The organism is Streptomyces sp. DSM 42067 (assembly GCF_055792885.1).
This window is the reverse complement of sequence record NZ_CM147706.1, coordinates 8,275,782-8,302,106: the sequence shown is the minus strand read 5'-3', so window position 1 is coordinate 8,302,106 and position 26,325 is coordinate 8,275,782. Positions and strand designations below refer to the sequence as shown.

The 26,325-nt window shown below is 70.0% G+C and carries 21 protein-coding genes; 13 read left to right on the top strand and 8 right to left on the bottom strand.

Annotation, left to right across the window (positions count from 1 at the left end; all coding sequences use genetic code 11):
* Positions 1-75 precede the first annotated feature (75 nt).
* Complete coding sequence (locus ACSMXV_RS37235; RefSeq protein ID WP_473175497.1) at positions 76-2,574, bottom strand: SpoIIE family protein phosphatase; 2,499 nt, start codon at positions 2,572-2,574, stop codon at positions 76-78.
* Between the two features lie 135 nt (positions 2,575-2,709).
* On the bottom strand, positions 2,710-5,661 hold the full coding sequence (locus ACSMXV_RS37230) for a SpoIIE family protein phosphatase (RefSeq protein ID WP_473175496.1): 2,952 nt from the start codon (positions 5,659-5,661) through the stop codon (positions 2,710-2,712).
* Between the two features lie 593 nt (positions 5,662-6,254).
* Here ACSMXV_RS37230 and ACSMXV_RS37225 point away from each other — a divergent pair.
* The 9 genes from ACSMXV_RS37225 to ACSMXV_RS37185 all read left to right on the top strand — a co-directional run bounded on the left by ACSMXV_RS37225 (position 6,255) and on the right by ACSMXV_RS37185 (position 15,725).
* Positions 6,255-6,992, top strand: coding sequence for a FadR/GntR family transcriptional regulator (locus ACSMXV_RS37225; RefSeq protein WP_473175495.1), 738 nt, complete (start codon positions 6,255-6,257; stop codon positions 6,990-6,992).
* Between the two features lie 195 nt (positions 6,993-7,187).
* Positions 7,188-8,570 carry an acetamidase/formamidase family protein gene (locus ACSMXV_RS37220; protein WP_473175494.1) on the top strand — a complete coding sequence of 461 codons (1,383 nt, stop codon included), beginning with the start codon at positions 7,188-7,190 and terminating at the stop codon, positions 8,568-8,570.
* 249 nt (positions 8,571-8,819) lie between these two features.
* Positions 8,820-9,737 carry an L-threonate dehydrogenase gene (gene ltnD, locus ACSMXV_RS37215; RefSeq protein WP_473175493.1) on the top strand — a complete coding sequence of 306 codons (918 nt, stop codon included), beginning with the start codon at positions 8,820-8,822 and terminating at the stop codon, positions 9,735-9,737.
* 1 nt (position 9,738) lies between these two features.
* Positions 9,739-11,019 carry a 3-oxo-tetronate kinase gene (otnK, locus tag ACSMXV_RS37210; RefSeq protein ID WP_473175492.1) on the top strand — a complete coding sequence of 427 codons (1,281 nt, stop codon included), beginning with the start codon at positions 9,739-9,741 and terminating at the stop codon, positions 11,017-11,019.
* Positions 11,016-11,726 carry a class II aldolase/adducin family protein gene (locus tag ACSMXV_RS37205; protein ID WP_473175491.1) on the top strand — a complete coding sequence of 237 codons (711 nt, stop codon included), beginning with the start codon at positions 11,016-11,018 and terminating at the stop codon, positions 11,724-11,726. Before otnK ends, ACSMXV_RS37205 begins: the two co-directional genes overlap by 4 nt.
* A gap of 49 nt (positions 11,727-11,775) precedes the next feature.
* Positions 11,776-13,080, top strand: coding sequence for an MFS transporter (locus ACSMXV_RS37200; protein ID WP_473175490.1), 1,305 nt, complete (start codon positions 11,776-11,778; stop codon positions 13,078-13,080).
* A gap of 35 nt (positions 13,081-13,115) precedes the next feature.
* Complete coding sequence (gene otnI / locus ACSMXV_RS37195) at positions 13,116-13,919, top strand: 2-oxo-tetronate isomerase (RefSeq protein WP_473175489.1); 804 nt, start codon at positions 13,116-13,118, stop codon at positions 13,917-13,919.
* The gene (denD, locus tag ACSMXV_RS37190; RefSeq protein ID WP_473175488.1) at positions 13,916-14,962 is read left to right on the top strand and encodes a D-erythronate dehydrogenase; all 1,047 of its coding nucleotides are present in this window, start codon (positions 13,916-13,918) and stop codon (positions 14,960-14,962) included. The genes otnI and denD overlap by 4 nt, the downstream gene beginning before the upstream one ends.
* A gap of 10 nt (positions 14,963-14,972) precedes the next feature.
* On the top strand, positions 14,973-15,725 hold the full coding sequence (locus tag ACSMXV_RS37185; protein ID WP_473175487.1) for a FadR/GntR family transcriptional regulator: 753 nt from the start codon (positions 14,973-14,975) through the stop codon (positions 15,723-15,725).
* Between the two features lie 108 nt (positions 15,726-15,833).
* On the opposite strand, the gene ACSMXV_RS37180 is transcribed toward ACSMXV_RS37185, so the two are convergent.
* The 5 genes from ACSMXV_RS37180 to ACSMXV_RS37160 all read right to left on the bottom strand — a co-directional run bounded on the left by ACSMXV_RS37180 (position 15,834) and on the right by ACSMXV_RS37160 (position 21,028).
* On the bottom strand, positions 15,834-16,850 hold the full coding sequence (locus tag ACSMXV_RS37180; RefSeq protein ID WP_473175486.1) for a 4-hydroxythreonine-4-phosphate dehydrogenase PdxA: 1,017 nt from the start codon (positions 16,848-16,850) through the stop codon (positions 15,834-15,836).
* Positions 16,847-18,496: a tripartite tricarboxylate transporter permease gene (locus tag ACSMXV_RS37175; protein WP_473175485.1), complete on the bottom strand. Its 1,650-nt coding sequence runs from the start codon at positions 18,494-18,496 to the stop codon at positions 16,847-16,849. The genes ACSMXV_RS37180 and ACSMXV_RS37175 overlap by 4 nt, the downstream gene beginning before the upstream one ends.
* Positions 18,493-19,035 carry a tripartite tricarboxylate transporter TctB family protein gene (locus ACSMXV_RS37170; protein ID WP_473175484.1) on the bottom strand — a complete coding sequence of 181 codons (543 nt, stop codon included), beginning with the start codon at positions 19,033-19,035 and terminating at the stop codon, positions 18,493-18,495. The genes ACSMXV_RS37175 and ACSMXV_RS37170 overlap by 4 nt, the downstream gene beginning before the upstream one ends.
* The gene (locus ACSMXV_RS37165; protein ID WP_473175483.1) at positions 19,032-19,997 is read right to left on the bottom strand and encodes a tripartite tricarboxylate transporter substrate binding protein; all 966 of its coding nucleotides are present in this window, start codon (positions 19,995-19,997) and stop codon (positions 19,032-19,034) included. The genes ACSMXV_RS37170 and ACSMXV_RS37165 overlap by 4 nt, the downstream gene beginning before the upstream one ends.
* A gap of 293 nt (positions 19,998-20,290) precedes the next feature.
* The gene (locus tag ACSMXV_RS37160; RefSeq protein WP_473175482.1) at positions 20,291-21,028 is read right to left on the bottom strand and encodes a GntR family transcriptional regulator; all 738 of its coding nucleotides are present in this window, start codon (positions 21,026-21,028) and stop codon (positions 20,291-20,293) included.
* Positions 21,029-21,143: 115 nt separating this feature from the next.
* On the opposite strand from ACSMXV_RS37160, the gene ACSMXV_RS37155 reads away from it, so the two are divergent.
* The 4 genes from ACSMXV_RS37155 to ACSMXV_RS37140 are packed head-to-tail and all read left to right on the top strand — an operon-like array spanning position 21,144 to position 25,044.
* The gene (locus ACSMXV_RS37155) at positions 21,144-22,091 is read left to right on the top strand and encodes a sugar phosphate isomerase/epimerase family protein (protein ID WP_473175481.1); all 948 of its coding nucleotides are present in this window, start codon (positions 21,144-21,146) and stop codon (positions 22,089-22,091) included.
* On the top strand, positions 22,088-23,830 hold the full coding sequence (locus ACSMXV_RS37150) for a dihydroxyacetone kinase family protein (protein WP_473175480.1): 1,743 nt from the start codon (positions 22,088-22,090) through the stop codon (positions 23,828-23,830). Before ACSMXV_RS37155 ends, ACSMXV_RS37150 begins: the two co-directional genes overlap by 4 nt.
* Positions 23,827-24,285, top strand: a complete 459-nt coding sequence (locus ACSMXV_RS37145; protein ID WP_473175479.1) for a ribose-5-phosphate isomerase — start codon at positions 23,827-23,829, stop codon at positions 24,283-24,285. The genes ACSMXV_RS37150 and ACSMXV_RS37145 overlap by 4 nt, the downstream gene beginning before the upstream one ends.
* A 9-nt stretch (positions 24,286-24,294) precedes the next feature.
* Entirely contained in the window at positions 24,295-25,044 is a 750-nt protein-coding gene (locus ACSMXV_RS37140) for a triose-phosphate isomerase (RefSeq protein ID WP_473175478.1), read from the top strand.
* Positions 25,045-25,145: 101 nt separating this feature from the next.
* Here ACSMXV_RS37140 and ACSMXV_RS37135 read toward each other — a convergent pair whose 3' ends face one another.
* Positions 25,146-26,252: a substrate-binding domain-containing protein gene (locus tag ACSMXV_RS37135; protein WP_473175477.1), complete on the bottom strand. Its 1,107-nt coding sequence runs from the start codon at positions 26,250-26,252 to the stop codon at positions 25,146-25,148.
* Positions 26,253-26,325 lie beyond the last annotated feature (73 nt).

Below are 26,325 nucleotides of genomic sequence, written 5' to 3'. Positions count from 1 at the left end.
CTCACGATCGCCACGGAGCAGTGCATCACCGGAGTGTGGCCCCGCCCGCGCTGCCCGCCCGCGGCAGTCGTCCCCTCAGACACTGCCCGGCAGTGTCTGTTCGCACCAGATGGTCTTGCCGGAGGCGGTTTGTCTGGTGCCCCAGCCCTGGGTGAGCTGGGCGACCAGCAGCAGGCCGCGGCCGCCCTCGTCGAAGACCCGGGCCCGCCGCAGATGGGGTGCGGTGCTGCTGCCGTCCGAGACCTCGCAGATCAGCGCGCGGTCGCGGATCAGCCGCAGTTGAATCGGGGGAGCCCCGTAGCGAATGGCGTTGGTGACCAGCTCGCTGACCACGAGTTCGGTGATGAACTCGACTTCGGCGAGCCCCCATGCGTGGAGCTGGTCGGTGGCGAGCGTCCGGGCGTGTGCGACCTGAACCGGGTCGGCTGTGACGTCCCAGGTGACGACCCGGTCCGGCGACAGGGCACCGGTGCGCGCGACGAGAAGGGCGACGTCGTCGGCCGGGCGGCCGTCGAGGAGGGCGTCGGTCACGGTGTCGCAGGTCTCCTCCAGCGACGCCGTGGGCAGGGCCAGCGCGCGGCACAGTTCCGAGAGGCCCTGGTCGACGTCGCGGCCGCGGGATGCGATCAGGCCGTCACTGAACAGGGCGAGCACACTCCCCGGGGCAAGGTGGAGCTCGATTGTTTCGAAGGGCAGGCCGCCGACGCCGAGTGGGGGGCCGATGGGCCCCTTCACGAGCTCCACGATGCCGTCGGGAGCCACGACGACAGGCAGCGGGTGGCCGGCTGTGGCCAGGGTGCAACGGCGCGAGACGGGGTCGTACACGGCGTACAGGCATGTGGCTCCCAGTTCGCCGAATGCGGCCGCGTCGCCGTGTGCGGTATCGGCCTCTTCATCGCCGGTGAAGTGGATGACCAGGTCGTCCAGGTGCGTGAGGAGCTCGTCGGGTGGCAGGTCGACGTCCGCCAGGGTGCGTACGGCGGTGCGCAGCCGGCCCATGGTGGCGGAGGCGTGGATGCCGTGGCCGACGACGTCCCCGACGACGAGGGCGACGCGGGCGCCGGACAGCGGGATCACATCGAACCAGTCGCCGCCCACTCCGGCCTGCGAGCCCGCAGGCAGGTAACGGGAGGCGATCTCCAGCGCCGACTGCGCCGGGAGCCGCTGCGGCAGCAGACTGCGCTGCAGGGTCAGCGCGGTGTCGCGCTCGCGGGTGTAGCGCCGTGCGTTGTCGATCGCCACGGCGGCCTTGGCGGCCAGCTCCGCCGCATAGGACAGTTCTGCGTCCTCGAACGGCCTGGGCTGCCGCGAGCGCCAGAAGGTGACGACGCCCATGGGTACGCCCCGGGCGCACAGCGGAGCCGTGATGAGCGAATGGATGCCGTGGTCCAGGATCCGGCGGGCCCCTTCCGGGTCCGCTGACCGCCATGCTGCGGAAGCCCGCAGATCGGGCTCGATCGTCGCGAGCCCGCTGACGAAGCTGCGGGCCTGGGGCGTGATCGGAGCCCATGTGACGAGCGCGCCCTCCGGGTGAAGTGGAGGGGCGTCCCCTATGCCGCCGACGGCGACCCGGCTCATGGTCGCGCGCTCCCCTGGCGGCTCCTCGTCGCCCCGCAGGACGGACACGGCAAGGTCGACGGTGACGAAGTCGGCGAACCCGGGGACCACGACCTGCACGAGCTCCTGCGCGGTCCGTCTCACATCGAGGGTGGTGCCCACCGCCACGCTGGCGTCGTACAGCAGCTTGAGGCGTCGGTGCGCGACCTCTGTCAGCCTGTGGCTCTCCTCCAGCGAGTCCCCCATGGCGTTGAACGCGACCGCGAGCTCGCCGATCTCCCCGCCACCGGTCTGGGGCATACGGGCTGAGAGGTCTCCGCCCGCGAGGCGGCTCGCGACGGACGCCGCCTTACGGACGGGTTGAACGACCGCGCGTGTCAGATATCCGGTGTAGGCGACGACGAGGACGACCGATCCAGCGAGTCCGGCCGTCGCCGCATCGATCGCCAACTGAAGCTTGTCCTCGGCAGCCTGCTCCCGCGCCGCCAGGAGGGCGCGCGCGTCCATCTCGAAACGGTCGAACTGGGCCCTCAACGCGTCGACGCGTCGTTTGCCCTCGTCCGTCGTCTCCACACTCGATGCGGCGGGATCGCCCTGCCTTGCGGCATCGACCAGGGGAACGGAGTAGTCCTGGATGAAGGACTCCGCGTCACGGGTGATCCCATGCGCCAGGGTCCGCAGCTCAGGAGAGCCCTCGGTGTCGCGCAACAGCTCCTCTGCCTGTCCGGGGAACGCAGCCCTGGCCGATTCCCACGGTTGGAGGAAGCGCTCCTGCTTTGTGATCAGGAAGCCGCGCTCGCCCGTCTCGACGTCGAGTACGAGCCTTTCGAGGTGCCCGGACTCGAAGAGTGCCGCCCGGACGTGCTTCCTCGCGTCCGCGGCCTCGCGTGTATCACTGATCGCCCACAGCAGCACGCTGAAAGCGAGGCCGATCAGCAGTGCGAGCAGGCTGGTCGCGACGACCGTAAGGCGCGTCAGGCCCCATCCGACGCGCCGCCTCGATCGGGTTGCGCTCATGGTCGGCCCTGTCGGGTTGCAACGCTCTGTCCCAGTCTATGGCTCGGTTCGTACGGGCTCGCCCCGGTCGTTGATCACATGCCGGTTGATCACATGCCGGGTGGTGCCGGAGCCGCCGCAGGACCCTGTGATCGGCTATTGCCCGGCCGCGGGTGGGAGGGGCTGCTCCGCCCAGATGGTCTTGCCGTGGGTGCTGTGCCGGGTGCCCCAGCGCTGGGCCAGCAGGGTGACCATGGCCAGCCCACGTCCGCCCTCATCGGTCTCGGCCGCGCGGCGGACCCGGGGAGTGGTCGTGCTGCCGTCGGACACCTCGCAGACGAGCGACTCGCTCCGGAGCAGGCGGAGCCGGATGGGGCCCCGTCCGTGGCGGACGGCGTTGGTGACCAGTTCGCTCACGAGCAGTGCGGTGATGTCGACCAGGGGCTCGAGCCGCCAGGCCCTCAACTGGGCGGCTGCCAGACTCCGTGCCTCGCCGGCGGCGAGGGGGCTGTCGGGTAGTGCCCAGTCGGCGACGTGCTCGCGGGGCAGACCGCATGGCCTGGCGAGAAGGAGGACCGCGTCGTCTTCGGCGCCGTTCGGGCTGGTCAGTGCGGTGGTGAGGGTTTCACACAGCCGGTCGAGCCGAGAAGTGGTCTCGGTACCCGTCAGCGGGTCGGCGAGTGCGTCCGTGAGCGCTGTGGTGAGCGCGTTGATGCCGCTTTCGATGTCCCGGCCGCGGGTTTCCACCAGTCCGTCGGTGTAGAAGGCGAGAAGGCTCTGATCGGGAAGCTCCAACTCGACCGTCTCGAACGGCGGGGTCCCCACCCCGAGGGGCGGATTGTTCGGCAGGTCCAGGATGTCGATCTCTCCGCCCGGATGGACGAGCGCCGGCGGCGGGTGCCCGGACCGGGCGAAGGTCGCCGTGCGAGCCGTGGGGTCGTAGATCGCGTAGAGGAACGTGGCGTAGAAGTCCTCACCGAGGCGCGAGACCAGGTCGTTGAGCTGCGTGAGAAGGTCCTCGGCCGTCATTTCCAGGTCCGCGAGCGTGTGGACCGCGGTACGGAGACGGCCCATGGTCGCCGCCTCGGGCAGGCCGTGCCCCATCACGTCGCCGATGACCAGGGCGACCCGGTCGCCGGACAGCGGGATCACGTCGTACCAGTCGCCGCCGACCTCCAGGCCCTCACTGGCGGGCAGGTAGCGGACCGCTGTGATCGCGCCGGGCACCTGTGGGAGGACCTGGGGCAGCAGGCCGCGCTGCAATTCCAGGGCGCGGGCATGTTCGGCGTCGTAGAGCCGGGCTCGTTCCAGGGCGTGCGCCACCAGGCCGCTCAGCGCGGCGAGCAGCGCGCGCTCTTCCTCGTCGAACTCCCCCGGCTCCCGGAAGGCCATGATGCAGCAGCCGATGGGCCTGCCGGAGGCGATCAGAGGCAGGAACGCCCACGCCTGCATGCCGGAAGGGCCGATCCGCCACTCCAGGTGGGGATAGCGACGGCCGTATTCGGCGCCCGAGCCGATGAAGACGGGGGTGCGGGTGCGCAGTGAGTCGGAGGTGGGCGACACCTGGGTCACGGGAGCCGACTCGAGCACGCTCAAGAAACTCTCCGAGTAGCCGGCGTGACCGACCACACGCAGGCGGTCCCCTTCCAGGGTCTGGACCACCAGACCGGTCCCCCCGAACGGGGTGAGGAGGTGATCGCCGACGGCGTCCACGACGTCCTGCACGGTGACCGCCTCGGACAACGCCGCGGTCAGTTCCTGGGTCCTCGTGGTCCGCAGCGCCGCCCCGCGCTCGACACGGACCCGCTCCGCCCCCCGCAACCGCGACTCGGTGATGTCGCTGAGCGACAGCGTCAGTCCGTCCTCGCGCGAGGTGATCCGAAGGCGGTACCACGTGCCCAGAGCCGGGACATGCACGTCGAATTCCGTGGGCAGACCCGTGGCGGCGGCCTCACGGCAGCGTGCCTCGAGACCGGGCTCGCCCGGATACGGCACGGCCTCCCACAGGATCCGTCCCAGCAGATCGCTCCGCGAGGTCCGGAGCATTCCCTCGGCCTGGACGTTGACGTAGGTGATCCGCCCGTCGGTGCCGGTGAGGACCACGCCGTCGGCAGGGTGCTCCAGCTTGTACGCGATGCCGTCCGCGGTCGCGTGGCTCCCCGTGTTGTCGAAGAGCGTCCCCACCGCACGACCCGGCCGGCCGTCGGGCCCGGGCAGGACAAGCCCGCCGGCCCGTATCCAGCGCATGTCACCGGCCGGGCGCGTGACCCGGTACTCGCAGTCGTAGCGCCCCACCACCGCCTTGGGCAACGAGACCGAGTGAAGGTCGTCCGGGTGCACCATCTTCGCCCACGTCTCGTACCTGGTGTCGAAGGTTTCCGGGTTCAGACCGAGGATCAGGCAGGCGCGCTCGTCGAGGAAGAGCTGACCGGTGCGGACATCGCAGTCGTACGTGCCTACCTGGGCCGCATCCAGCATCCACCCCGGCCCTTCGCCGGACCCCGACGGCGTGTCTGCTGTCGTGGGCCCCCGGCCTCGGGCCGGGCCTGCGAGGTGACCGTGCAGCCGGATGGCCGCCGCCCGCAGGGAAAGCCGGGTCTCGCCCGGCTCCTTCCCGCGGTCCAGGAGTACCGACAGGGTTCCCACCGGGGCGGTGTCCGGACCCAGCGGCACAACGAGGACGCGGGCGCCGGGAGGGCAGGGTGCATCAGGGCCTGGAATGCTGCCGAGTTGGTCGGGCGCGTCCGTCCGTCCTGCCGGGCAGCTGCGCCGCACCGCTTCCGCCGGTGCCAGATTCCGGTCGACGGGCACCTGGTCCCAGGCTTCGGCGAAGGCCGGGGGCAGGCCGGCCATGGCCAGCAGGCGCAACCGCGACCGATGGCGTTCGAACAGGTGTATGGCGGCTCCCTGCGCGTTCATGCCGGACACGGCGCTCTGGAGCGTCCTCACGAGTGGCTCGGCGGTGTCCGCGCCGGCGTGCCGCCACTGCCTGGCGAGATCATCGGCCGTCCCGCTGGACGGGGTGGGGCCACCGTGCTCCTGCTCCGCCTCCGCGCTACGGACCGCGGGGACGCCCCGGGAGTCCCGAGGGGGTTTCAGCCATTTCACAGGCACTCCGTCGGCTCTGATCATCACAGTGTTGGACCGGATGACCGCGAGGTTCACCCAGAACAGAATGTCGAATGTCGTTTTTCATACACTAAATAGCGTTTTCTGTCACTCTCGAGACCCCGGGTCCGGACACCGGTCGACCTTGCATACGCCGGCTCTGAGCTGCATCGGGTCTTGCACTGCGCCGGACACGGAGGCAACCAGAAAATCCGCTGGCTCGTGATCCAGACCCCGCCCGGGAGCGGGGGAACCCCGCTTGACTTCCGGGGCCTGTTACGCCCGAGTAAGAACGCCATGACGATTGACGTCCGGCCGATGTCGCGACAGCGAGGTGCGCCTATGGTGACTACGCGATTGGTCCGACCATCCGTCCAATATGCATCGATCCCTGCACCTGTCACCTGAGAGGACCCCTCCATGCGCCCCCTCCTGCCCAAAGGTGTCCACTGCCTGATCCGCAAGAGCGCCTTCGGGGGGTGCACATGATCGTGGATCACTGCCGGTACGGGACGCCATCGCAGGTGGGACCACCTGGCCGGGGTGATCGGGCACGGTACGCTGGCTGCACTCTGGGCAAGGAGGTCGAGGGCATGGCAGTAGCGAAGGTTCCGCCACTGCGCAGCCGTGCCCACAGCGTCAGCGACGCGCTGGTCGCCCACCTGGAACAGCTGATCGCACTAGGTGAACTCGGCCCGGGCGACAGGCTGCCGGCGGAGCGCGAACTGGCCGAGTCGCTGTCGGTGTCGCGGACCTCGCTCCGGGAAGCCCTGCACCAGCTGGAAGCCAAGCACCTCATCGAGCGGCGGCAGGGCAGAGGCACCATCGTGCTGGCACCGCCCACCCAGGTCGACGATCTCTACGCGAGGCTGGCCGACGTGGCCGAGGACGACCGGGAACTGGCCAACGTGGCCGAGCTGCGGACGGTCATCGAGCCGAAGATCGCCGAATTCGCCGCAGTGCGCGCGACCAGCGCCGATCTCCTGCAGATGGACGACATCCTGCACGCCACGGACGAGAACCTGCTGGCGGCCAAATCGCTCGAGCTGGACGTCCAGTTCCATCTGACCCTGGCCAGGGCGAGCCACAATCCGCTGCTCACCGCGCTGACCACGATGGTCAGTTCATGGACCACCCCGGTGCGCAAGGACTCCCACAGCACACGGGAGGGCCGGCGGAAATCCCTGATCGGTCATCAGGCGATCCGTGACGCGGTCGAGGCCCGTGACCCGGCGGCGGCATCCCAGGCGATGATCATGCATCTGGCCGACATCGACCAGGTGATCCGACGCACGCGCCACGACGGCGCGGCCTCCGCCGAGCAGGACTGACCTCCCCCCTTCTCACCGGTCTCACCCTTTCTCCCCCGCGTTTTCCTCGCCCGCGTCCGCTCCCCCGCGACCACCCCGCACGGCCGCGCGATCCCCGGCAATCACGCCTGCACGCACCCGTCATCGATACGCGACTGCTCACGTGTGCCAAGCCATGCCGGGAACCGATCACTCCACACCACGAATGGATGACTCATGAACACCTCCCCCATGGATCCCGGTAAGGCCCGGGAGCTGCTCGTCTCCCGGCTCGGGCGCCGCAGGTTCCTGGCCGCCGCCACCGCCGTGACCACGGCGGGCGCCGCGGCGGCGCTTCCCTCCACGGCGATGGCACAGACGGCGGAGCCTGCGAAGGCTCCCGCGACCGTGTTCCCCAAGGAGATTCTCCAGCCCGGCAAGGGACCGGTGCAGGGCAAGCACTACCTGTCTTCCCTCCCTGAGCAGATCCGCTGGGGGTACGTTCCCTCGCTCGGCAGCAAGCCGGTGCTGCGGATGCGTTCCGGCGAGACGGTGACCGTCGACACGCTCTCCCATGAGGGCCTTCTCGAGGACCAAGGGCGCGACCCGAAGGCCTACTTCGCGCGCCACGGTGTGCCTGCCGGTCAGGTGCTCGACGACGCGGTCGCCATCGCCCGCGACTACGAGCGCACCACCCGCAACTTCGATGTCGACGGCCCCCACGTGGTCACCGGCCCGATCCATGTCGAGGGCGCCGAGCCCGGCGACGTACTGAAGATCGAGATGCTGTCCCTCATGCCGCGCGTGCCCTACGGCGTCGTGTCGAGCCGCCACGGCAAGGGCGCGCTGGCCCGCCAGGCGGGCGGCTCGGCTCCGGCGGGCATCACCTTCGACGAGGTCATGCCGCCGGTGTCGACGGACGGACGGTCCACTGGCGACCCCGAACGCTACGGCAACGTCTCGCTGTTCACACCGGTCCGGCGGGGCAGCGGCGGGGCCGTCAACGGCGTGATGACGTACGGCGGTTCACATGAAGTCGCCTTCCCGCTGCGCCCCCACATGGGCATGATGGGCGTCGCCTTCGCATCCGCGGACAGCCTCACGGCACCCGAGCTCAACTCGATACCGCCGACCCTCGGCGGCGGCAACATCGACATCAACCTGCTCACGCAGGGCTCGACCTTCTACGTCCCGGTCTTCGCCGAGGGTGCGCTGTTCTACACCGGTGACCCGCACATGGCCATGGGGAACGGCGAGGTGGCGCTCACGGCCATGGAGGGCTCGCTGCGCACCACCTTCCGGCTGACCGTGTGCAAGAAGGGCTCCGGCGACGCCCCGTCCGTCGCATTCCACTACCCGTTCGCCGAGACCCCCGACGCATGGGTGGCCGTGGGCCTGTCCGACCCCGACGGCATCCAGAACGGCCAGGGCAACGACCTCGACATCGCCATGCGGCGCGCCGTGGTCAACGCTCTGGACTTCCTCGAGCACGACCTCGGCATGGAACGCCCGGTGGCGTACGCGTACCTGTCGGCGGCCGCCGACTTCGAGGTGTCCCAGGTCGTGGACCGCACCGTCGGCGTCCACGGGGTCATCAGCAAGGGCCACTTCGACGCCTGAATCCCGCGCGCGTGGGGCCGGTCATCCGCGGGCAGGCCGGCCCCCGGTCGTGCACGAGCAGGGCGGCCCCTGCTCCGCCTCGCTCGTCGACGCCAGCCGAGCGGCGGGCGGTCTGATCCCCGCCCTTTGACCACCACGCGTGTGACCGACATCACAGTATGCCAAACAACATCCTCAGGTCATCATATGACCTGATCTCTTCACCGAGCCGGCTGCGCCTCGGACGGCGCAGCAAGATGAGGATTTGGCATGAACGACCAGGACAGGCCTGCACGGCCGCGCGTGGGCGTGGTGGGACTCGGGGCCATGGGTCTCGGCATGGCCCGCAGCGTGCGGAACGCCGGCTACGACGTGGGGGTCCACGACCTGCGACCCGATGTGGCCGAGACTTTCGCCCGTGACGGTGGGACCGCGTTCGCCTCCGCCGGCGACCTGTCAGCCGCGGTGGACGTCCTGGTCAGCGTGGTGGTCAACGCGGCGCAGGTCGAGTCGGTGTTGTTCGGCGCCGACGGGGCGGCCGACCGGCTCCGCGAGGGCGCCGTCTTCGTGATGTGCTCCACGGTCGACCCGGCCTGGTCCGCCGAACTCGAGGGGCGCCTGGCCGAGAAGGGCGTGCTCTACCTGGACGCTCCCATCTCCGGTGGCGCCGCGCGTGCGGCGGTCGGCGAGCTGACCATGATGACGTCGGGTTCCACGGCGGCGTACGCGGTCGCCGACCCGGTGCTCGAGGCCATGAGCAGCACGGTCTACCGCCTGGGAGACCGTGCCGGACTCGGCTCGAAGGTCAAGATCGTCAACCAGCTGCTCGCGGGTGTGCACATCGCCGCGGCAGCCGAGGCGATGGCCCTCGGCATCAAGGCCGGTGTTCCCGCCGAGGCGCTCTACGAGGTCATCACGCACAGCGCCGGCAACTCGTGGATGTTCGAGAACCGCATGGCGCACGTGCTCGCCGGTGACTACACGCCCCTCTCCGCGGTCGACATCTTCGTCAAGGACCTGGGACTCGTGCTCGACTCCGCCCGGCCGGAGCGGTTCCCGCTCCCCCTCGCCGCCACCGCCCACCAGATGTTCCTCCAGGCATCGGCGTCGGGTCTGGGGGCCGAGGACGACAGCGCGGTCATCAAGATCTTCCCGGCAGTCGACCTGCCCAAGCCGGTGGAGGGCTGACATGGGGATCCGACTCGGGTGCATCGCCGACGACTTCACCGGCGCCACGGACCTGGCCAACAACCTGGTGCGCGCGGGCATGCGCGTGGTTCAGCTGATCGACGTACCGTCAGAAGGCGCCGAGCAGGCGGTGGACGCGGACGCCGTGGTCATCGCCCTCAAGTCGCGGACCATCCCGGCCACCGACGCCGTCGACGCGTCGCTCCGGGCACTCGCCTGGCTGCGGTCCATGGGTGCCGAGCAGATCTACTTCAAGTACTGCTCCACCTTCGACTCGACACCGGCCGGCAACATCGGTCCGGTCACCGAGGCCCTGATGGACGCGGTGGGCACCGACTTCACGATCGCGACGCCCGCCTTCCCCGATAACGGGCGCACGGTCTTCAAGGGCCATCTCTTCGTCGGTGACGTGCTGTTGAGCGACAGCGGCATGCGCCACCACCCGCTGACGCCGATGACCGACTCCAACCTGGTCTCCGTCCTCGGCGCGCAGACCACGCGAGCGGTCGGCCTCATCGACCACAGGGTCGTCGCCGACGGCGCGGAGGCGATCCGGGCCCGTATCGACGCCCTGCGCGAGGACGGCGTCGGGATGGCCATCGTCGACGCCGTCTCCAACGACGACCTCGTGCGCCTCGGCGCGGCGGTCCAGGGGCTGCCCCTGGTGACCGCCGGCTCGGGCCTGGCGATCGGCCTGCCCGCGAACTGGGGCTTCAAGCCGTCCAGCGCCGCAGCACGGTTGCCGAAGGCAGGCGGCCGTCGGGCCATCGTCTCGGGATCGGTCTCCGTCGCCACGAACCGTCAGGTTCTTCAATACCTGCGCGGCGGCCGACCCGCGTACAGCGTGGACCCCTTGCGTGTCGCGGCCGGAGAGGACGTGGTCGGCCAGGCCCTGTCCTTCGCCGATGCGCACCTGGACGACGGGCCGATCCTCGTCTACTCCACCGACTCGCCCGACACGGTCCGGACCGTCCAGGGCCGGCTCGGCGCCGCCGAGGCCGGTGAGCTCGTGGAGCAGACCCTTGCCCGCATCGCGGAGGGGCTCGTCGAGCGCGGGGTCCGCCAACTCGTCGTCGCGGGCGGCGAGACCTCGGGAGCCGTCGTCCAGGCGCTCGGCATCACCGGGCTCCGCATCGGACCGCAGATCGCCCCCGGTGTGCCATGGTGCGCGGCGCCCCTTCCCGGCGGGGACACGCTCCACATCACGCTCAAGTCGGGCAATTTCGGCGGCCCCGACTTCTTCACCACCTCGTTCGCCCTCCTGGACGAGGAGGCCTCATGACGCAGCACCCGGGCACCGCCGTCGACGAAACAGTCGACGGGACACGCGACACGGCCGTCGACGAGGCACGCGACGAGATCGTCCGGGTGGGCACGAGCCTGTTCGCCCGGGGCTACGTCCACGCCAGCGCCGGCAACATCAGCGCCAAGGTCGGCGACAGCCATCTGATCACTCCCACCGACGCCGCCCTGGGCTTCCTCAAAGCCCACCGCCTCGCGCTGGTCGACGCCCGTGGCGAGCAGATCGCGGGCGACCGCGCCAGCAAGACCCTGACGCTCCATCGACGCATCTACGCCGCCGACCCCACGGCCCGGTTCGTCGTCCACACCCACTCCACGCACCTGGTCGCGCTCACTCTGGCCGGCGTGTGGAGCCAGGACGACGTGCTCCCGCCCATCACGCCCTACTACGTGATGAAGGTCGGGCACGTCCCGCTCATCCCCTACCACCGGCCCGGCGACCCGCGTGTGGCCGACCTGGTGACCGCCCGGATCGCCGCCCACGCGAGCACCGGCACGCCGATCAGGGCCGTGCTGCTCGACCGGCTGGGCCCCGTCGTCTGGGGCCCCGACGCGGCCACCGCACTCGCCGTCCTCGAAGAACTCGAGGAGACGGCACGTCTCTGGCTCCTGACCGACCGTCGACCCGAGCCGCTCCCCTTCCACGCACTCGACGAACTGAGGTCCACGTTCGCCGCCGCGTGGTGACCAGCTCCTCGCCCGTCAGAATCCCCTGAGCCGCACAAAGGATTCGGTCATGTCCATGCCTATAACCACCGAGGTCACGGACCTCACCCGCGAGAACGCCGTCTTCCGCAAGGTCGTTCGCCGCATCGTCCCCTTCCTCATCCTCTGCTACGTCTTCTCCTACCTGGACCGGGTCAACGTCGGCTTCGCGAAGCTGCAGATGTCCGCCGACCTCGGGTTCAGCGAGGCGGCGTACGGCCTCGGCGCCGGCCTGTTCTTCATCGGCTACTTCCTCTTCGAGGTCCCCTCGAACCTGATCCTGCAGCGCGTCGGCGCCCGCACCTGGATCGCCCGGATCATGATCACCTGGGGCCTGGTCTCGGCGTCGTTCATGTTCGTCACCAACGAGGCGATGTTCTACGTGCTCAGGTTCCTCCTCGGTGCCGCGGAGGCGGGCTTCTACCCGGGCGTGATCCTGTACTGCACCTACTGGTTCCCGTCCCACCGTCGGGCCCGGGTAATCGCGATGTTCATGTCGGCCATCCCGGTGGCGGGCATCTTCGGCAACCCGCTCTCGGGTTGGATCATGGACCGGTTCCACGGCACGAACGGCTGGCAGGGCTGGCAGTGGATGTTCCTGCTCGAGGCGATCCCCGCCCTCGTCATCGGTGTGGTCACGCTGTTCTACCTCGACAACAACGTGCGCAGCGCGAAATGGCTCACGGATGAGGAGAAGGCCGTCGTCGAGCGGGCGATCGCCGATGACGCCGCGCACCAGACGGTGCACGGCCGGGTCTGGGACGCCTTCCGCGAGCCCAAGGTGTGGCTGATGTGCCTCATCTACTTCTGCTTCGTGATGGGCCAGTACGCCCTGACCTTCTGGATGCCGACGTTCGTCCAGTCCACCGGAATCGAGGGCAACCTCGCGATCGGGGTGCTCAGTGCCGTGCCGTTCCTGGCCGCACTCGTCGCGATGAACCTGTTCGGCCGTTCGGCGGACAAGCGCCGCGAGCGCCGCTGGCATCTGGTCGTCCCGGCCCTCATGGGCGCCGTCGGATTCTCGCTGGCCGCCGGCTGGGCCGGGTCGACCGCGCTGTCCCTGATCGCGCTGTCCTTCGCCGCGGCCGGGGTGCTGACCTGCGCGCCGCTGTTCTGGTCGCTCCCCACCGCGTTCCTGGGCGGCGCCGCAGCAGCAGCCGGCCTCGCCGTGATCAACTCGGTGGGCAACCTCGCCGGCTTCGTCAGTCCCTACATGATCGGCGCACTCAAGGACGCCACCGGCTCGACGTCGATACCGATGTACGTCCTGGCGCTCAGCCTCGTCGTCGGCGCCGCCGCGGTGCTCACCACCAACAAGCAGGTCGTCAACCGCTGACGGGTCCAAGTCCCGGTCCGAACACAGGAGCCAGCATGCCGAGGTTCGCCGCGAACCTGTCCATGATGTACACCGAACACGATTTCCTCGACCGCTTCGCCGCGGCCTCGGCGGACGGCTTCCAGGCCGTCGAGTACCTCTTCCCCTACGCGTACGACGCCACCGAGCTGCGCCGTCGGCTCGACGACCACGGCCTGAGTCAGGTGCTCTTCAACGCACCTCCGGGGGCGTGGGAGTCGGGAGAACGCGGGATCGCGGCGTTGCCCGGCCGCGAGGCGGAGGTCCGCTCCGGGATCGAGCGGGCTCTGGAGTACGCCGCGGCGCTGGACTGCCCGCGGGTGCACGTGATGGCCGGGCTGGTGCAGCCGGACGCGACGCCGGCACAGTCGGCCAAGCACCGCGACACCTATCTGGCCAACCTCGCCTGGGCCGCGGAGCGGGCCGCCACGATGGGCGTCGACATCCTGGTCGAGCCGATCAACGGCCGTGACATGCCGGGCTACTTCCTGAACCGGCAGGCCGACGCCCACGCCGTGGTGCGGGACGTGGGCGCCTCGAATCTCAAGGTGCAGCTCGACCTCTACCACTGCCAGATCGTCGAGGGCGACCTCACCGAGACCCTGCGCCGCGACGTACCGACCGGGCGGGTCGGTCATCTGCAGATCGCGGGCGTGCCCGACCGCCATGAGCCCGACGTGGGTGAGCTCAACGTCCGCCACCTGTTCGGTGTCATCGACGACCTGGGCTTCGACGGGTGGATCGGCTGCGAGTACATCCCCCGCGCCGGCACGAGCGAGGGTCTCGCCTGGCTGACCGACTACCGAGGAGAAAGCGCATGAGGATCGTCATCACGGGTGGCTTCGGCTTCCTGGGACGGCTCGTCGCCGGCACGCTGCTCAAGACGCGCACGTTCCGTGGCGTACCGATCGACCGGCTGGTGCTGGCCGACCGGATGGTGCCGCCCGAGTCGCCGGCGGCGGCCGACCCGCTCGTGGACATCGTTCAGGGCGATCTGATCGACCGTCTCGACGAGGTGTTCGCGGAGCCGGTGGATGTGCTGATCCACCTCGCCGCCGCGGTCTCGGCCGAGTGCGAGGCCGACTTCGACCTCGGCATGTGCGCCAACGTCGACGTGACGCGCGCGCTGCTCGAAGCCGCCCGGGCACAGTCGGCTGCGGGCGGTCCGACGCCGCGGGTGGTGTTCTCCAGCAGCGTCGCGGTCTACGGTTCCGACCCGGCGCTGCCGCTGCCCCTGGTGGTCAGCGAGTCGACCCTGCCCACGCCGAGGTCGAGCTACGGGACGCAGAAGTTCGTCTGCGAGCAGCTGGTCGCGGAGTACACCCGCCGCGGCTTCGTCGACGGACGCGTCGCCCGCCTGATGACCGTGTCGGTACGGCCGGGCAAACCGAACGCGGCCGCCTCCGGCTTCCTCTCGGGCATCATCCGCGAGCCCCTCGCGGGCCTCCCGGCGACCTGCCCGGTCCATCCCGGCCTGCGGGTGGCCCTGGCCTCGCCGCGGCGCACGGTCGAGGGAATCCTTCGCGTCGCCGAAGTGGAGCGCGGTACGGGACCGGGCCGGCTCGACGGCGGGCTGCCGGTCAACCTTCCGGCGCTCACCGTCTCGGTGGCCGAGATGCTGGCCACGCTGCGGCGGGTCGCCGGGGACGCCGTCGCCGACCTGGTGACGATCACACCCGACGCAGGCGTCGAAGCCATCGTGGGCTCGTGGCCCGCCGTCTTCGACAACGCGCGCGCCGCCGCGCTCGGACTGCAGCCCGACCCGGGCTTCGAATCGGTGGTGCGGGACTACCTCGCCGACCACGCCGACGCCGTCGCGGTCGGCACACACCTCACGGCGGGACGGTCGGGGACGGATCGATAGACTGACAAGCATGTTTTCCAAGGTGACCGGTCCGGTCCGGCTCGCGGACCGGGTCGCCGCGGTCCTCGCGGAGGAGATCGAGTCGGGGCGCCTGGCCGAGGGCGACAAGCTGCCGACCGAGGTCGAGCTGGTCAAGCAGCTGGGCGTCAGCCGCACGGTGGTGCGCGAGGCCGTATCGAGGCTCCGCAACGCGGGCCTGGTCGAACCGCGCCAGGGTCTCGGCGTGTTCGTCATGCCACGGCGCACACGCCCGCTCGACATCGAGGCCGAGGCCGCCGGTACCAAGATCAAAGTGCTGCAGATCGTGGAGGTACGCCGCGCCATGGAGGGCGAGGCCGCCGGTCTCGCAGCCGAGCGCGCCACACCGGGCGACCTCGCCCGGATGCGGGAGGCCCTGGACGCGATCGACTCGGCGGTCGCGGCCGGCGGTGACGGCGTGGACGAGGATCTCGCCTTCCACCGGTCCATCGCCGAGTCGACCGGGAACGCGGTGATGGTCTCGACGGTGCGGTACCTCGGCGAGGTGATGCGCAGCGGTATCCGCGTCACGCGCGCGAACGAGGCGCGACGGCGAGACTTCATCGAGGCGGTCCGGCAGGAGCACCACGCCATCGTGGCCGCGATCGAGACAGGCGACGCCACAGCGGCACGCGACGCCGCCCGCCACCACATGAAGCACGCCGCGGCTCGGCTCCAGGATGCGGATGACAGATTCTGGACCGAGACCGAGGACCTCGACGTGGATCTCGACGCCGCTCCCTGACGCGCGGGCGTCCGGCGCGGACGCGGGCCATGAGCCAGTGACTCACCGGTCCCCTGATGGAGAACCGGGGACCGGTAGGCGTCTTCAACTCGGTTGTAACAGAAGGGATCAGAGCGAGGCCGCAGCCCGGCGGCGGGCCCCGATCTTGACCGCGAGGTCGAAGGCGTTCTGGATCGAACCGGTGGTGGCGATGCCCTTGCCGACGACGTCGAAGGCGGTGCCGTGGGCGGGCGTGCAGATGGGAACGGGCAGTCCACCTGCGACGGTGACGCCGCCGTCGAAGCCCATGAGCTTCATCGCGATCTGCCCCTGGTCGTGGTACATGGTCAGGATGCCGTCGAAGTCCCCGGCCTTGGCGCGGAGAAAGATCGTGTCCGAGGGGAACGGCCCCTTGGCGTCGATGCCGTCCTGCTCCATGTCGCCTATCGCGGGGGCGATGATGTCGAGCTCGTGGCGGCCGAACTTGCCGTTCTCACCCGCGTGCGGGTTCAGGGCGCAGACACCGATGCGGGGCGAGGCGATGCCGGACTCGCGCAGTACCTTGTCCAGCAGCCGGCCGGCGGCGGCCACGTTCTCGCGGGTGATACCGGCGTCGACCTCGGCCAGGGAGACGTGCGAGGTGACCCGGGCCGTCCAGAGTCCCGGCAGGACATTGAGCTCGGAGGTGTAGTCCTCGGCGCCGAGAATGATTTCGAACCAGCGCAGTTCGTCGTTCTCCCGCATGCCGGCCAGGTGCAGTGAGGACTTGTTGAGCGGGGCGAAGAGGATGGCGTCCACGTCGCCCTTCTTCGCGAGCTCCAGGGCATGGCGCAGGTTGCCGAGAGCCCACCGGCCGCCGGCCTCGGTGGCCGCCCGACGTTCGAACACCTCGACCGGGCGCCCGGCACTGTTGTCGTACAGCAACGGCTTTCCGGGGGTGGGTTCGGTGACGTACTCGATGGGACACTTCGCGTCCTCACCGGCGTCACGCAGCTCTGTCTCGTCGGAGATCAGCAGGATGTCGGCGGCTGCGACGTTCTCGGGACGGGACAGGAGCTTGGCTATCAGCTCGGGTCCCACGCCGGCGGGGTCGCCGAAGGTGACGGCGACGCGGGGCCGGAGCTCGGTGGCCTGTGCGGTGTTCATGAGCGCCTTTCGGTCGAGGTGTCGGGGCGATCGCGGTCACGGTCGGGCGGGTGCGTGCTGTCGTCGTCGACCCTTGCCCGACCGGCCCCGAGGGCGGCTTCCGCAACAAGCGGAGCGGTGTCACCGGCTGCGGGATCGGATCCGGTGTCCGCTTCGGCGGGATGGGCGGCACGGCGGCCCGGGCGAAGGCTCTTGACGGCGGCCGGTCCGGCCACCAGTACGAGGGCGAGCACCAGGATGCCCACGGCGGTCGGGCTGGAGAGCAGCACCAGGCTGTCCCCTGCGGCCAGCGCCGAGGTCTGCACCAGGGCCTTCTCGAACAGTGGTCCGATGACCAGTCCCAGGACGAGGGGAGCCACCGGGAAGTTCAGGCGCTTCATCGCGTAACCGACCAGACCGAAGAGGATCACGATCCAGACGCTGAGCATGCTGTTCTTGACCGAGTACGCGCCGATGAGGCTGGTGGCGATGATCAGCGGGTACATGATCGAGTAGCGCACGCGCAGCAGCTGCGCCATGACGGGAGCCAGCGGCAGGTTCAGCACCAGCAGGATCACGTTGCCGATGAAGAACGAGGCGAGCAGGCCCCACACCAGGGAGGGCTGGTTCTCGAAGAGCAGCGGCCCGGGCTGGATGCCGTAGATCAGGAAGGCTCCGAGCAGGACGGCGGTGGTGGCGCCGCCGGGCACGCCGAGCACCAGCGTGGGAACGAAGTTCGCGTTGGAGGCGGCGTTGGTGGCCGCGTCCGGAGCGACGACACCCTCGATGGCTCCGCTGCCGAGTTTCCGGCGGTTCCTGGACAGCTTCTTCTCCACGCCGTACGCCATGAACGAGGCGAGCGTCGTGCCGGCACCGGGCAGGCAGCCCAGCAGGAAGCCGACCACGGTGCCGCGGGCGGTGGAGGGGGCGGCCCGCTTCAGGTCCTCCTTGGTCAGCATCAGATCCCGGAACCGGGCCTTGACCGGCTCGGCGAGTCCGATGTGCAGCTGGTTCAGCAGCTCGCCGATGGCGAACAGGCCGATCATGACCTCGACGTACGGCACACCGCCGAACAGGGAGATCTGGCCGAAGGTGTACCGCGGCGTGCCGCTGCCGACGTCCACGCCGATGCAGGCGATCAGCACACCGAGCAACCCCAGGCCCATGCCGAGCAGGAGGTTCCTCCCGGAGAACACCACGATGGTGCACAACCCCAGGATCATCACCGCCAGCATCTCCGGCGGCCCGAAGTCCAGTGCCAGCCGGGCGAAGAAGGGCGCCACGGCCGCCAGGGCGACCAGCGAGACCATCGCGGAGACGAAGGCTCCCAGCGCCGAGACGGCCAGGGCGGGCCCGGCCCGGCCGTTGCGCGCCATCCGGTAGCCGTCGAGCGTGCTGACCACGGATGAGGCCTCACCGGGCGTCGCGATGAGGATGGCGGTGATCGTGGCTCCGAACTGCGCGCCGTGGTAAATGCCGGCGAGCATGATCAGTGCGGTGAGCGGGTCGAAGGTGAGCGTGACGGGGATGAGGATGGCCACACCGGTGGCGGAGCCCAGGCCCGGCAGGATGCCGATGACAGTGCCGAGCAGCACGCCGACGAAGCACCACAGGAGGTTCTCCGCGCTGAGCGCCGCCCCGAAGCCGGTGACGATGTTGTCGATCACAGCACGCTCCAGGTGGTGGGGTCGAACAGGCCGAACGGCAGCGGGACTTGCAGCACCACGATGAACAGCAGGTACGACACCCCGAACACACCCGCCGACACCGCGGCGGCCCGCGGCAGCGGCAGGCGCTCGACAACGGCCGTGAGGAACAGGGTCATCACCGTCAGGGCGGGCAGCATGCCGAGGACCGGTATCAACAGCGCCGTGGCCGCCATGGTCAGGGTGACGACGAGCAGCTTGGCGCGGATGCGGCGGGTCTCCTCCGGGGTGTGTTCGGCGGTCTCGGCCACATGGCCGTCGCCTTCGAGCACCGATCCGGTGCCGGTCTCCTGACGGATCAGTGCCAGGGAGAGGACGAACAGCAGGAGCCCGGCAACCCGGGGCAGGGCACCGGCCCCGATCGTGCCGTCCTCCGGATTCGTCCACGGATAGGCGAAGGAACCCAGGAAGAACGCGCCGCCGACAGCGGCGAGGACGCAGTAGGCGACGAGAACGGGTCGGCGGCGGGCGGGCCGCTCGGTACCGGCCGGGGTACTCATCTGAACACCTCCCGTACCTGCTTGTCATAGGCGTCGAGGTAGCGTGCGAAGTCCTGCCCGTCCGTGTCGGCGGGGATGAGCAGGTCGGTCTTGATGTAGTCGCGGTAGGTTCCGGACTTCAGGGCGCCCTGGATGGCCTTGATCCAGTAGCGGCGCTGCACATCGCTGATGTCCGCGGGGGCGAAGACGCCTCGCCAGATCAGGACCTCGGCATCGAGTCCCTGCTCCTTGGCGGTGGGGACCTTGCTGAGGACGGGGTCGTCGTAGCGCTTCGCGGTCAGCGTGCACAGGGCCTTGAAGTCCCCGCTCTGCAGGTACGGCTTGGCTGCCGCTGCGCTGGCCGGGGCCACGTCGATCTGCCCGCCGAGCAGGCCCGTCAGGACCTCTCCCGTGGAGCCGTAGGGAACGACGGAGAACTTTCCTCCGCTCTTCTTGAACTCGGCGATGACGAGTGAGTCCGCGCCGGTCTTGCCGCTGGAGCCGGTCTTGACCGCCTTCTTCGCGCTCGCCCGGACGAGTTCGGCGCAGGTGGAGTACGGCGAGTTCTTGCGGGCCACGACGATCCGGGAGTCCTTGGCGAACATCACCAGGGGTGTGAAGCTGCGGTAGGTGAACGGCACGTCGTAGACGATCGGCAGTGTGTTCAGCGCCGATTCCGCGACGAGCAGGGCGTTTCCGTTTCCCTTCTCGGACATGAAGGTGGCCCAGCCGACCGCCCCGGAGCCGCCTTCCTTGTTCTCGACATTGACGTCGAACCCTGCGTCGAGTTCGTTGAGGCTCTGGGCGAGCACCCGGGCCGAGCGGTCGCTCCCGCCGCCCGGGGCGAAGGCGACCAGCGCCGACACCGAGCCTCGTGGTTTCCAGTCCTCGCCCACCGGGGTCTTGGCGTTCGCCAAGGAGCATCCAGTGAGCAGCATGGTGGCGCTCGCCAGGACGAGCGGGATGCGCAGCGGTGACTTCATCGTCAGCCTTCCTGCGTCGGGAAGGTGTGGGATCTCTGAGCGACTGCGTCACTACGCAACATCAGAGATCCTATTGGATATGCGGCTTGACGGTACGGTGCCCCCATCGGCGTGACAAGAGGCGAGCCCGAGGAAAATCCGATGGGCCGGCGCCCGGCGTCGCGCGAACGCATCACGGCACCCGCAACACCAGAGGGGCGCGCCCGGTTGGCGCGCCCCTCGCGTGTGTGGTGCCGTGGTGCGGCTAAGCGGTCTCGGGGAAGTGAGGCACGCCCCCACTTCCCCGAGACCGCTTAGAGATCGACGGCCGCTCGCCGGGCCAGCGCCGACATGTGTGCACGCATCGCCTCCACGGGGCGCTGCGGATCGCCGGACTCGAAGGCGGCGAGGATGGCCGCGTGCTCGCTCACGGCCTCGTCGAGGTCCATGTCGCCGTGGTCGACCGTCTGGCGCAGCCGGTGCACATGGGCGCTGAGCGATTCGACCAGCTGGAGCAGGAATCCGTTGTCGGCGGCGCGGATGATGGTGAGGTGGAACTCCCAGTCCGCCGTGAAGTACTCGCGCAGGTCGGCGTAGTCGGGCGGCTGGCCCCCCTCGCCACGCAGCTTCCTCACCCGGTGTGCGCTGAGCACATGCTGGGCGTGGGCGGCGCGCAACTCCGGCACCAGGCCGTCGGCGTGGGCCACGGCCCGTTCGACGGCGGCCACCTCGAGCACCGTGCGGGCATCGAGGAGTTCGGCCATCTGGCCCGGTGACAGCGGCTCCGCCACGCGGTAGCCCTTGAGGGCCACGCGGGAGACCAGCCCGGTGTTCTCCAGCTGCACCAGGGCCTCGCGCACGGGCGTCGGCGACACCCCCAGCTCGCGGGCGAGGGAGTCGATCGACATGGAGCTGCCGGGCGGGGTCGATCCGTCGAGCAGCTTCTCCAGGATGGCGTCGTACACACCGTCACGCAGAGCACGCCGGGGCACCACGGGCGCCCTGTTCGGGCTCCGGCCGGTGCCCGCCCTGCTCACGTCGCTTCTGTTCATCTCGAGGTGATCCTACGCGAGGAAATCCTTCCGCCTACTCTATCGAGAACAAAAAAGATCCTATATGGTCCACGATCCAAGAGCTCGCTCGGACGGCGGATCGACGGAGACGACGATGTCCTACTCGGCAGACAGCTGGCCCATCGGCGCGGCGCTACTGCAGTTCCCGAACACCACCAAGGACGGACGCAGCGTCCAGGACGCCCCAGCCCGGCACTGGGCCCGTGTGTTCCGCGAGGTCGCCGCCGCAGGCTTCGACCATGTCGACCTCACCGACACCTGGCTGCGCCCCGGGGACCTCTCCCCCGAGCGCCTTGCGGAGCTCGCCCGAACCCTCAAGGAGGCAGAGCTGGGCCTCACCGCCGTCACCACGGCTCGCCGCAGCGTCATCGACCCCGATGCCGGCACCGCCACCGCGAACCTCGAGTACCTGCTGCGCACTGTGGACGCCGCGGCCGAACTCGGCGTCGGCACGGTGTGTGCGGGCCTGCACCGGCCCTTGACGTCCGCTCAGCGCGAGGCCGTGTGGTTCTGGCACGAACAGGGCGGCCGGGACCCCGACGGCGACGAGGGGATACGGGCGCTGGCCGTCGAGAGGTTCCGGGCCGTCGGCGAGCGCGCCGCTGGGCTCGGCGTGCAGATCTCGCTGGAGATGTACGAGGACACCTACCTCGGGTCGCCGGAAAGCGCGGTGCGGATGGTCCGCGACATCGGTCTGCCCAACGTCGGCCTCAACCCGGACGTGGCCAACCTGGTGCGGCTGCACCGCCCCGTGCCGCACTGGGAGGAGCTTCTGACCCCCGTGCTGCCGTACGCCAACTACTGGCACATCAAGAACTACTACCGCGATCTCGACCCGGCCACGGGCGCCTATTTCACCGTGCCCGCCCCCGCCGAGTCCGGCGTCATCGACTACCGGCAGGCCGTCGAGCTGGCCCTGGACGCCGGCTTCGAGGGCCCGATCTGCGTCGAGCACTACGGCGGCGACGGCCTCAGCGTGTCCGCCCGCAACCGTGACTACCTGCGGAAGATCCTCTCCGTGAAGCTGGCGGAGCGGTCATGACCCTGTTGCACAACGACCCGCGGTCCTTCGCCGACGAGGCCCTCAGCGGCTTCGCCGCCGCCCATCGCGACCTGATACACACCGTCCACGGAGGCGTCGTACGCGCCACCGCCACGCCCGCCGGCCAAGTGGCCGTGGTGATCGGCGGCGGCACAGGCCACTACCCCGCCTTCGCCGGGTGGGTCGGCCCGGGATTCGCCCACGGCGCCGCCTGCGGCAACATCTTCGCCTCACCCTCGGCCTCCCAGATCTGCTCCGTCGCCCGGGCCTGTCACACCGGCGGCGGCGTGGTCTTCGCCTTCGGCAACTACGCCGGGGACGTCCTGCACTTCGGGCAGGCCGCCGAGCAGCTGCGCGCCGAGGGCATCGACGTACGCGTGCTGCGCGTCACCGACGACATCGCCTCCGGCCCCGCCGACGACCCCGCAAGGCGCCGCGGCATCGCCGGCGATCTTCCCGTGATGAAGGTCCTCGGCGCCTCGGCGGAGAGCGGCATGGCCATCGACGAGGTGGAGCGCATCGGCCGCAAGGCCAACGACGCCACCCGCTCCTTCGGCGTGGCCTTCAGCGGCTGCACCCTTCCCGGCGGCGACGGCCCGCTGTTCACCGTGGCGTCCGGGCGTATGGGCGTGGGTCTCGGCATCCATGGCGAACCGGGCATCGAGGAACGGGCGTTGCCGTCTGCCGACGAGGTCGCCGACCTGCTCGTGGACGGACTGCTGGCAGAGGCCAAGCAGGCGTCGGCAGCGGTCGGCGGCGCCGACCAGGCCGCGGTGGTCCTCAACGGCCTCGGCGCCACCAAGTACGAGGAGCTGTTCATCGTCTTCCGGCGCGTGTCCGAACGCCTCGCCGCCGAAGGAATCGACGTCGTCGCTCCGGAGGTCGGCGAGCAGGTCACCAGTCTGGGCATGGCCGGCCTGTCGCTCAGTCTCACCTTCCTCGACGAGGAGCTGCGGGACCTGTGGACGGCGCCCGCGCTCACCCCCGCCTTCCGCCGCGGCGCTCTCACCCCCGGACCACAGCGCACCGACGACCTCTCGCACATCCACCAACTGCCCCCGGTCGTCGCCGGCAGCAAGGCCTCCCACTCAGCCGCGGCCCGCATCGCCGACGCACTGCGCGTGGTACGCGACACCGTCACCGCCCACGAAGCGCGCCTCGGCCACATCGACGCCGTGGCCGGGGACGGCGACCACGGCATCGGCATGCGGCGCGGCGCCGAGGCGGCCGCGGAGGCGGCGGCACAGGCCGTCAGCCTGGGGGCAGGCGCGCGTACCACTCTGGCCAGGGCGGGTGCGGCGTGGTCCGAGCGGGCCGGCGGCACCTCCGGTGCCCTGTGGGGGGCCGCGCTCACCGCCTTCGGCACCCTGCTGGGCGACACGGACACGCCCGGTCCCGAGCGGATCACCGCCGGCATACGCGCCGCCGTGGACGTGGTGATGCGGCTGGGCGGAGCCACGCCCGGCGACAAGACACTGGTCGACGCGGCCGTGCCGTTCGTCGACCGGCTGGAGACCGCCCTGCCGGGGGCCGGCTTCCGCGCCGCCTGGACGCAGGCCGCGGAGGCGGCCACCCAGGCCGCCGAGGCGACCGCCGCGATCACCGCCCGACGCGGCCGCGCCCGCACCCACGGCGACCGCAGCCTCGGCACCCCGGACGCCGGCGCCGTCTCCTTCGCGCTGGTCGTCACCGCCCTCGGCGACACCCTTCGCTCCGAATTCACGGAGGAATCCCGATGAAGCCCCTGCGCATCGTCGTCGGCTCAGACAGCGCCGGTTACGACTACAAGGAAGCCCTCAAGAAGGACCTGGAGGGGCACGAGGCCGTCGCCGAGGTCGTCGACGTCGGCATCAGCGCGGGACAGGACACGGATTACCCGCACGTCGCCGTGGACGCCGCGCGGCTCGTCGCCGAAGGCAGGGCCGACCGCGCCCTACTGGTGTGCGGCACCGGTCTGGGCGTGGCCATCGCCGCCAACAAGGTGCCGGGGATCCGCGCGGTCACCGCCCACGACTCCTTCTCCGTCGAGCGGGCCGTGCTCTCCAACAACGCCCAGGTGCTCTGCTTCGGCCAGCGCGTCGTCGGCCTGGAGCTCGCGCGCCGACTTGCTCGCGAGTGGCTCGGCTACCGCTTCGACGATACGTCGCCGTCCGCCTCGAAGGTCGCCGCGATCTGCTCGTACGACCGGAGGTGACGGACCGTCATGCTGTGGATCGGCACGAGTTTCAAGATGACGAAGACCAGGGCGCAGGCCGCGGAGTACGCCGCGCGGCTGCGCACGGAAGTCGGCCGGGACGGCGTCCCCGGCGTCCAGCCGTTCGTGATCCCCTCTGCGACGTCGATCACCGAGGTGGCCGCGGTGCTCGGCGGCGATTCACACGTGCTCGTCGGCGCGCAGAACGCGCACTGGGAGGACGCCGGTGCGTGGACCGGTGAGATCTCGGTGCCGCAGGCAGCCGACGCCGGTGCCCGCATCGTCGAGATCGGCCACTCGGAGCGGCGCGAGCACTTCGGGGAGACGGACGCCACCATTGCGCTCAAGGTGCGGACGACCCTGCGGCACGGCCTGATCCCGCTGCTGTGCTGCGGAGAGAGCGCGGACGTGTTCGCCCGGGGTGACTCCGTGCAGCACATCCTGGGCCAGGTCGCCGCGGCCCTGGACGGGCTGGCTGACACCTCCCGCGTCCTCATCGCGTACGAGCCGGTGTGGGCCATCGGCGAGCACGGCCGTCAGCCGCGCCCCGACGAGATCGCCGACGTCATCACGGCGCTCAGCGCCAAGTGGGGCGACCGGGTCGCCGCCGTCCTGTACGGCGGCTCGGTCGATCAGTCCAACGCCGGGACGCTGCTGCGCGTACCGGGCGTCGACGGCCTGTTCGTCGGGCGGGCCGCCTGGGACGTGGACGGCTTTCTGTCCATTCTGGCCACCGCACGGGCGATGGTGGGCGGCTGAGGGCCGCGCGGAGCCCGCCGAGAAGAGCGCGCGGAGCACTGCGACGACACCCCACGGAAGTCAGCCGGGCACAGTCAGCGTGTGAACCGGAGGATTATGGCCTACGACGTCAGTCCGGCCTCATCGCAAGCCCGCTTGACCTCCGGGGTGCAGATCTGGTCGATCGTGTACAGGCCGTCCTTGACGACGGTGTCCTTGATGGTGTGCCGGGTCACGGCAACCGGGGTGAGCACGACGGCAGGGATGTCCTTGGTGGTGGGGCTGCTGACTGTGTCCTTTGCGATGCGGTCCAGTCCTTCGCCGCGGCCCAGGGCCACAGCCATCTCTGCAGCAGCGCCGGCCTGAAGCTTGTAGGACTTGTAGACCGTCATGTACTGCTCACCGGTCAGGATGCGCTGCACGGCCGAGAGAAGGGCGTCCTGGCCGACGACCGGCGGAAGCGGATCGATGTGGGCGGCCTTGAGGGCAGAGATGACGCCGGAGGCGAGCCAGTCGTTGGCGGCATAGACACCGTCGATCCTGTCCGCGCCGAGGTCGGCGATGGCGTCGGTCATGTTGCTGTGGGCGGTCGCGATCTCCCACCCGGGTGTGTCATAAGCCTTGCCGATCTTCACCTTGCCCTCGAGGACAGAGAGCGCACCCATCTTGAACTCTCTTGCGTCCGGGTTGATGGGGTCGCCGTTCATCATGACTATCTGGCTGTCATGAGCCCTGTCGCCCAGGGCCTTGAGAAGCGCCTCGCCCTGGAGCTCGCCGATGCGGCGGGCGTCGAAGCCGACGTACGCCGAGATCGGCCCCTCCGCGAGGTGGTCGTAGGCGACGACCGGGATGTTCGCCTCGTGCGCCTTGTTGATCGTGGAGCGGATCGTCTCGGAGTTGACGGAAGCGAGGATCAGGACGTCGACCCCCTTGATGATCATCGCCTCCGCTTGCTGCTGCTGAGTGGCCGCGTTCAGCCCGGCGTCGGCGTATGCCACCGTGCAGTCGCCGCACAGATCTTTGATCTTCGCTTCGACCAGGGGCTTGTCGAACTGCGCCCAGCGGGTGGCTCCCCCGTAGCCCGGGAGCAGCAGCCCAATCTTCAGCTGCTTGCCGGAGGCGTTCTCGCCCGAACCGCCGGACTCGCCGGACTGCCCACAGGCGCCGAGGCCGACGGCCAACGACACAGCGGCCACGGCGCGGACAGCACCCCACAGACGCGCATGCATGTCACCCGCCTCCCCCACCAGTCCACCGCGCGAGTGGCCCCGGCGCCAGCGGGCGCCTGCACCAACACCGGAC

What these genes read in the sequence shown, in the direction of transcription:
- ACSMXV_RS37225 (WP_473175495.1), top strand. Translation starts at nt 6,255, where the DNA reads ATGGCAGTAGCGAAGGTTCCGCCACTGCGCAGCCGTGCCCACAGCGTC.
- ACSMXV_RS37170 (WP_473175484.1), bottom strand. Translation starts at nt 19,035, where the DNA reads ATGAGTACCCCGGCCGGTACCGAGCGGCCCGCCCGCCGCCGACCCGTT.
- denD (WP_473175488.1), top strand. Translation starts at nt 13,916, where the DNA reads ATGAGGATCGTCATCACGGGTGGCTTCGGCTTCCTGGGACGGCTCGTC.
- ACSMXV_RS37235 (WP_473175497.1), bottom strand. Translation starts at nt 2,574, where the DNA reads ATGAGCGCAACCCGATCGAGGCGGCGCGTCGGATGGGGCCTGACGCGC.
- ACSMXV_RS37150 (WP_473175480.1), top strand. Translation starts at nt 22,088, where the DNA reads ATGACCCTGTTGCACAACGACCCGCGGTCCTTCGCCGACGAGGCCCTC.
- ACSMXV_RS37180 (WP_473175486.1), bottom strand. Translation starts at nt 16,850, where the DNA reads ATGAACACCGCACAGGCCACCGAGCTCCGGCCCCGCGTCGCCGTCACC.
- otnK (WP_473175492.1), top strand. Translation starts at nt 9,739, where the DNA reads ATGGGGATCCGACTCGGGTGCATCGCCGACGACTTCACCGGCGCCACG.
- ltnD (WP_473175493.1), top strand. Translation starts at nt 8,820, where the DNA reads ATGAACGACCAGGACAGGCCTGCACGGCCGCGCGTGGGCGTGGTGGGA.
- ACSMXV_RS37135 (WP_473175477.1), bottom strand. Translation starts at nt 26,252, where the DNA reads ATGCATGCGCGTCTGTGGGGTGCTGTCCGCGCCGTGGCCGCTGTGTCG.
- ACSMXV_RS37185 (WP_473175487.1), top strand. Translation starts at nt 14,973, where the DNA reads ATGTTTTCCAAGGTGACCGGTCCGGTCCGGCTCGCGGACCGGGTCGCC.
- ACSMXV_RS37155 (WP_473175481.1), top strand. Translation starts at nt 21,144, where the DNA reads ATGTCCTACTCGGCAGACAGCTGGCCCATCGGCGCGGCGCTACTGCAG.
- ACSMXV_RS37205 (WP_473175491.1), top strand. Translation starts at nt 11,016, where the DNA reads ATGACGCAGCACCCGGGCACCGCCGTCGACGAAACAGTCGACGGGACA.
- ACSMXV_RS37140 (WP_473175478.1), top strand. Translation starts at nt 24,295, where the DNA reads ATGCTGTGGATCGGCACGAGTTTCAAGATGACGAAGACCAGGGCGCAG.
- ACSMXV_RS37145 (WP_473175479.1), top strand. Translation starts at nt 23,827, where the DNA reads ATGAAGCCCCTGCGCATCGTCGTCGGCTCAGACAGCGCCGGTTACGAC.
- ACSMXV_RS37220 (WP_473175494.1), top strand. Translation starts at nt 7,188, where the DNA reads ATGAACACCTCCCCCATGGATCCCGGTAAGGCCCGGGAGCTGCTCGTC.
- ACSMXV_RS37160 (WP_473175482.1), bottom strand. Translation starts at nt 21,028, where the DNA reads ATGAACAGAAGCGACGTGAGCAGGGCGGGCACCGGCCGGAGCCCGAAC.
- ACSMXV_RS37165 (WP_473175483.1), bottom strand. Translation starts at nt 19,997, where the DNA reads ATGAAGTCACCGCTGCGCATCCCGCTCGTCCTGGCGAGCGCCACCATG.
- otnI (WP_473175489.1), top strand. Translation starts at nt 13,116, where the DNA reads ATGCCGAGGTTCGCCGCGAACCTGTCCATGATGTACACCGAACACGAT.
- ACSMXV_RS37200 (WP_473175490.1), top strand. Translation starts at nt 11,776, where the DNA reads ATGTCCATGCCTATAACCACCGAGGTCACGGACCTCACCCGCGAGAAC.